This is a genomic window from Streptomyces bobili, from assembly GCF_002154575.1.
In the GTDB taxonomy this organism is placed as follows: Bacteria; Actinomycetota; Actinomycetes; order Streptomycetales; family Streptomycetaceae; genus Streptomyces; species Streptomyces bobili.
Window position 1 is genome coordinate 69412 of sequence record NZ_MUBA01000085.1, and the last position, 6612, is coordinate 76023.

Consider the following 6612-nt stretch of genomic DNA (forward strand, 5'->3'; position numbering starts at 1 on the left):
TTCGGGGGTGGTGAGACCCGCATCACGGATTACACGATGGCAGAGAGCCGCCCGGCAATGGTCCGGCAACCAGGAGGACAGATGACGACGGCGACGGAGCAGTTCCGCAGGGCACGGGACTTCCTGCTGGCACACCGAGAGGACTACAAGAGCGCTTACGACGGTTTCGACTGGCCCCGGCCCGCGCACTTCAACTGGGCCCTCGACTGGTTCGACGTCATCGCGGACGGCAACGACCGCGTCGCACTGCACATCGTGGAGGAGGACGGCTCCGAGGTCCGCCTCACCTTCGCCGAGCTGTCGGAGCGGTCCGACCGGGTCGCCAACCTGCTGCGCGAGCGCGGGGTCGGTGCCGAGGACCGGATCCTCGTCATGCTCGGCAACCAGGCCGAACTGTGGGAGACGGCCCTCGCCGCCATCAAGCTGCGCGCGGTCGTCATCCCGGCGACCCCGCTGCTCGGCCCGGCCGACCTGCGCGACCGCGTCGAGCGCGGCCGGGTCCGCCATGTCGTGGCGCGCGCCGAGGACACCGGCAAGTTCGACGACGTCCCCGGCGGCTACACGCGTCTGTGCGTCGGCGGCGTGACCGAGGGCTGGCAGCGCTACGAGGACGCCTACGCCGCCTCCGCCGAGTTCCTGCCCGACGGGCCGACCCTCGCCGACGACCCGCTGATGCTGTACTTCACCTCCGGTACGACGGCCCGCCCCAAGCTCGTCGAGCACACGCACGTGTCGTACCCGATCGGGCACCTGGCGACGATGTACTGGATCGGCCTGCGGCCAGGTGACGTGCACCTGAACATCTCCTCACCCGGCTGGGCCAAGCACGCCTGGTCGAACCTTTTCGCCCCGTGGAACGCGGAGGCAACCGTCTTCATCCACAACTACACGCGGTTCGACGCGGCCCGGCTGATGGCGGAGATGGACCGCGCGGGCGTGACGACGTTCTGCGCCCCGCCGACCGTGTGGCGCATGCTCATCCAGGCCGACCTCACCCAGTTGCGCACCCCGCCGCGCGAGGCGGTGGCCGCGGGGGAGCCGCTCAACCCCGAGGTCATCGAGCAGGTCCGGCGGGCCTGGGGCGTGACCGTCCGGGACGGCTTCGGCCAGACGGAGACGGCCGTGCAGATCGCCAACAGCCCCGGCCAGCCGCTGAAGTCCGGCTCGATGGGCCGCCCGAGCCCCGGCTACCGCGTCGAACTGCTCGACCCGGTGTCCGGCGCGCCCGGCGCCACGGAGGGTGAGGTCGCGCTCGATCTGTCGGCCCGGCCGGTCGGCCTGATGACCGGTTACCACGGCGATCCGGACCGCACCGCGGAGTCGATGGCGGGCGGCTACTACCGCACCGGCGACATCGGGCAACGCGACGAGAACGGTTACCTCACCTACGTCGGGCGCAGCGACGACGTCTTCAAGGCCTCCGACTACAAGATCAGCCCCTTCGAGCTGGAGAGCGCGCTGCTGGAGCACGAGGCGGTCGCCGAAGCGGCCGTCGTCCCCGCCCCGGACGAGCTGCGGCTCGCCGTGCCCAAGGCGTACGTGGTCCTGGCCGAGGGCTGGGAGCCCGGTCCCGGCACCGCGAAGGCGCTGTTCGAGCACTCACGGGAGACCCTGGCGCCCTACAAGCGCATCCGGCGCCTGGAGTTCGCGCCGCTGCCCAAGACCGTCTCCGGCAAGATCCGGCGCATCGAACTGCGCGAGGCGACGGCCGCGGGGTCGGCGGACGAGTACCGCGAGGAGGACTTCCGGTGACCGAACCCTCGTACAGCCACGGCACGAGCACCACGGCGCTGCTCGGCGACACGATCGGCGCCAGCCTGGACCGGGCCGTCGCCGCCTGGCCGGAGCGCGAGGCACTCGTCGACGTGCCCTCCGGCCGGCGCTGGACCTACGCCGGGTTCGCGGCGGACGTCGACCGGCTGGCGTGCGCGCTGCTGGCGAGCGGGGTCGGCAAGGGCGACCGGGTGGGCATCTGGGCGGTCAACTGCCCCGAGTGGGTGCTCGTCCAGTACGCCACCGCCCGCATCGGCGCCATCATGGTCAACATCAACCCGGCGTACCGCACGCACGAGGTCGAGTACGTCCTCAACCAGGCCGGCGTCTCCCTGCTGTTCGCCTCCGTCAGCCACAAGACCAGCGACTACCGGGCGATGATCGAGCAAGTGCGGGGCAGATGCCCGCAGTTGAGGGAGGCGGTGTTCTTCGGCGATGAGGGCTGGGAGGCCCTCCTGGGCCGCGCGTCCGCGGTCGGTGCCGGGGAACTGTCCGCCAGGGCAGGCGAGTTGTCCTGCGACGACCCCATCAACATCCAGTACACCTCGGGCACCACGGGCTTCCCCAAGGGGGCGACCCTCTCCCACCACAACATCCTCAACAACGGCTACTTCGTCGGGGAGCTGGTCGCCTACAGCGAGCAGGACCGGGTCTGTATCCCGGTGCCGTTCTACCACTGTTTCGGCATGGTGATGGGAAACCTCGCGGCGACCTCGCACGGCGCCTGCATGGTGATCCCGGCGCCGTCCTTCGACCCGAAGGCGACCCTGGACGCCGTCCAGTCGGAGCGGTGCACCTCGCTGTACGGCGTCCCGACCATGTTCATCTCGGAGCTGAACCTGCCCGACTTCGGGAGCTACGACCTCTCGTCGCTGCGCACCGGCATCATGGCGGGCTCGCCCTGCCCGGTCGAGGTGATGAAACGGGTGGTCGCCGAGATGCACATGGCGGAGGTCTCCATCTGCTACGGCATGACCGAGACGTCCCCGGTCTCCCTGCAGACCCGCCGCGACGACGACCTGGAGCACCGCACCGGCACGGTCGGCCGCGTGCTGCCGCACATCGAGGTCAAGGTCGTCGACCCGGTCACCGGAGTGACCCAGCCGCGCGGCACCGCCGGGGAGCTGTGCACCCGCGGATACAGCGTGATGCTCGGCTACTGGAACGAGGCCGAGAAGACCGCCGAGGCCATCGACCCCGGCCGCTGGATGCACACCGGCGACCTGGCGCACATGCGGGAGGACGGTTACGTCGAGATCGTCGGCCGCATCAAGGACATGATCATCCGCGGCGGCGAGAACATCTACCCGCGCGAGATCGAGGAGTTCCTCTACGGCCACCCGGCGATCAGGGACGTCCAGGTCGTCGGCGTACCGCACGAGAAGTACGGCGAGGAGGTCCTGGCCTGCGTGATCCCGCACGACGACGCCGCGCCGCCGACGCTGGAGGAGGTGCGCGCCTACTGCGAGGGCAGGCTGGCGCACTACAAGATCCCGAGTCGGCTCCAGGTGCTGGACGCCTTCCCGATGACGGTCTCGGGCAAGGTGCGCAAGGTGGAACTGCGGAAGAAGTACGCCGGGTAGCCCCGGACCCGGACGTACCGCCGGCGCGGCGGCCGGCTCAGGCGCCCGGGGCGTCGAGCCCCTCGGCCGCCGCGTTCACGGGCTGGGGTGTGCCCGTGAGGTCCAGGACGAACAGGGGGACCGCGAGAGAGTCGGCGCGGGCGCGGGCATCGGCGGTGTAACCGGCGAGGGAGAAGTACACGCAGTCCGCCGAGGCCGTCATCGCCGTCAGCCACAGGCACTCCACGTCCCGCAGCGAGGCCGGGTGCACGCTCGGATCGACATGTGCCAGCAGCCCCCGCGCGGCGAGCCCGATGCCCGAGGTGGGCCGCTGGTCGGCCCGCCGGATGTCCTGATGCCCGAGCCACCGCAGATACAGCGCGGTCGCCGTGACGGCGTCACGGGCGGTGCGGATGGCGATGGGGCGGAAGGGTGGCCGGGAGAGCGGAGGAGAGGGCGGGGGAGTGTCGGTGGGCTGCCCGGTGTCTGCGGGGCCCCCTTCGGGGGCGTCGGTCGGAGGCCCGGTCCGGTCTCCGGTCTCCCCACCGCCCTCGTCTGTCGCCCCGTCCGCCGGCCCTTCCGCCGGGTCGGTCAGCGGGAGGCGCAGTACGGCTCCGCAGGCGCAGCCCAGTTCCGGGCGGGGCCATTGGCCGTGGCGGCCGCAGGAGCGGCAGTGGACGGTGATCCACTCCTCCTCCCACGTCCGGTGTGCGACGGCTGTCGGGGCCGCGTGGAGGTCGAGGCGGGGCTCGACCGGGGCGCCGCACGCGCAGGGGTAGCGGGGGGCGGTGTAGAGGCGCTCGCGCCGGCAGGCCGGGCAGCGCACCGGCACGCTCTCGGGCATGGCGCCCATCGTCCTCCAGGTGACCCCCGCTTGTCCGTCTCTTGACGGTGTTCTCCCACCCCTTTAGATTACTTCCAGATAGTAGAAAACAGTTTCCGCAATACGGAATTATGTAGCGGAGACGGTGTCGAAGTGCTCACGGCGGGGCGCGACGGGAGTACGCATCCGACAGCTCAAGCAGCTGAAGCAGTCGAAGCAGGAGTACTCGATGGCACGAATGACCGCTGCCCGCGCGGCAGTTGAGATCCTCAGGCGTGAGGGCGTCACCGCCGCGTTCGGTGTGCCCGGCGCGGCGATCAACCCCTTCTACGCGGCCCTCAAGGCCTCCGGTGGCATCGCCCACACGCTGGCCCGGCACGTGGAGGGCGCCTCTCATATGGCCGAGGGCTACACCCGGACCCGGCCGGGCAACATCGGCGTCTGCATCGGCACCTCGGGTCCGGCCGGCACCGACATGATCACCGGCCTGTACTCCGCGATCGGCGACTCGATCCCGATCCTGTGCATCACGGGCCAGGCCCCGACCGCCGTGATCCACAAGGAGGACTTCCAGGCCGTCGACATCGCCTCGATCGCCAAGCCGGTCACCAAGATGGCGGTCACCGTCCTGGAGGCCGCGCAGGTCCCCGGAGTTTTTCAGCAGGCGTTTCACCTCATGCGCTCCGGCCGTCCGGGCCCCGTGCTCATCGACCTGCCGATCGATGTGCAGCTCACCGAGATCGAGTTCGACCCGGACACCTACGAGCCGCTGCCCGTCTACAAGCCGGCCGCGACCCGCGCGCAGGTCGAGAAGGCGATCGGGATGCTCAACGCCTCCGAGCGCCCGCTGATCGTCGCGGGCGGCGGCGTCATCAACGCCGACGCCTGCGAACTCCTGGTCGAGTTCGCTGAGTTGACCGGTGTCCCGGTCGTTCCCACCCTGATGGGCTGGGGTGCGCTGCCCGACGACCACGAGCTGAACGCCGGCATGGTGGGCCTGCAGACCTCGCACCGCTACGGCAACGCGACGTTCCTGGAGTCCGACTTCGTCCTCGGTATCGGCAACCGGTGGGCCAACCGGCACACCGGAAAACTGGACGTCTACACGGCCGGACGGACGTTCGTCCACGTCGACGTCGAGCCCACCCAGATCGGCAGGATCTTCGCGCCGGACTTCGGCATCGCCTCCGACGCCAGGGCCGCCCTGGAACTGTTCGTCGAGGTGGCACGGGAAGTGAAGGCGGCCGGCGCGCTGCCCGACCGTTCCGCGTGGGCGGGGGCCGCGCAGGAGAGGAAGGCCACGCTCCAGCGCCGTACGCACTTCGACGACATCCCGATCAAGCCGCAGCGTGTCTACGAGGAGATGAACAAGGCCTTCGGCCCGGAAACGCGTTACGTCAGCACCATCGGCCTGTCGCAGATCGCCGGTGCCCAGATGCTGCACGTCTACCGGCCGCGCCACTGGATCAACTGCGGCCAGGCCGGACCGCTCGGCTGGACCATCCCGGCCGCGCTCGGCGTCGCCAAGGCCGACCCGGAGGCGTCCGTCGTCGCCCTCTCCGGGGACTACGACTTCCAGTTCATGATCGAGGAACTGGCGGTCGGCGCGCAGCACAAGATCCCGTACGTCCATGTCCTGGTCAACAACTCCTATCTGGGCCTGATCCGCCAGGCGCAGCGCGGGTTCGACATGGACTTCGAGGTCAAGCTGGAGTTCGAGAACATCAACTCGCCCGAGCTGGGCGTCTACGGCGTCGACCACGTCAAGGTCGCCGAGGGCCTCGGCTGCAAGGCGATCCGGGTCACCGACCCGAACGAGTTGGGCGCGGCCCTCGAGCAGGCCAAGAAGCTCGCCGCCGAGTTCCGGGTCCCGGTCGTCGTCGAGGCGATCCTGGAGCGCGTCACCAACATCTCCATGAGCGGCACCAACGACATCGGCGACGTCGTGGAGTTCGAGGAGATCGCGACGCAGGAGTGGCACGCGCCGACGGCGGTCAGGACGCTGAAGGCCTGACCCGCCGGAAGACGTGGCCAAGGGGCGGCCCGCCCGGAGGACGGGCCGCCCCTTCGGCGTGCCGCTCAGTCCGAGCCGCCTCCGCCGCCCCCGCACGAGTACGCCGTTCCGCCCGTGCCCCCGCCTCGTGGGGAACGTGAGTGGAAGCCCTTGCCCTCGGTCACCTCGGCCCGCGTGATCAGTCCCGCCCGCAGGGCGAACCGGGGCACGAGGACATGCAGGGCCGGCTCCCCGTACAGGGCCACCGCCATCAACGCGTCGGACTCCGGCAGGCCCTTGCGGCTCGTGGGCAGGGGGTGCTCGGCGGACAGGGCGTCCAGCGCCCGGCGGGCGGTCCGGGTGCGGTGGGGCGGGAAGGCCCGAAGCAGCCCCGCGGCCCGCAGGCCCGCCTGCAGCTCGGCGAGGGCGGCCCGGACGTCGGCATGGTCCCGCACCTGGGG

General features: G+C 70.6%; 4 protein-coding genes and 1 pseudogene. 3 read left to right on the top strand and 2 right to left on the bottom strand.

From position 1 onward, the window contains the following. Window positions 1–81: 81 nt before the first annotated feature. Window positions 82–1752 (top strand): AMP-binding protein, encoded by a 1671-nt coding sequence (locus BZL64_RS08340; protein WP_086767619.1) that lies wholly within the window; start codon window positions 82–84, stop codon window positions 1750–1752. Further along, window positions 1749–3356: an AMP-binding protein gene (locus BZL64_RS08345; protein WP_086767621.1), complete on the top strand. Its 1608-nt coding sequence runs from the start codon at window positions 1749–1751 to the stop codon at window positions 3354–3356. The genes BZL64_RS08340 and BZL64_RS08345 overlap by 4 nt, the downstream gene beginning before the upstream one ends. Before the next feature lie 37 nt (window positions 3357–3393). On the opposite strand, the gene BZL64_RS08350 is transcribed toward BZL64_RS08345, so the two are convergent. After that, the gene (locus tag BZL64_RS08350; RefSeq protein WP_086767641.1) at window positions 3394–4179 is read right to left on the bottom strand and encodes a hypothetical protein; all 786 of its coding nucleotides are present in this window, start codon (window positions 4177–4179) and stop codon (window positions 3394–3396) included. A 208-nt stretch (window positions 4180–4387) separates the two neighbouring features. Between BZL64_RS08350 and gcl the strand changes: the two genes are divergently transcribed. Beyond that, window positions 4388–6172: a glyoxylate carboligase gene (gene gcl, locus BZL64_RS08355; protein ID WP_086767643.1), complete on the top strand. Its 1785-nt coding sequence runs from the start codon at window positions 4388–4390 to the stop codon at window positions 6170–6172. 65 nt (window positions 6173–6237) lie between these two features. Here the strand turns inward: gcl and BZL64_RS39770 are convergent. Continuing rightward, window positions 6238–6612, bottom strand: a pseudogene (locus BZL64_RS39770) (TIGR04222 domain-containing membrane protein); the annotation flags it as partial.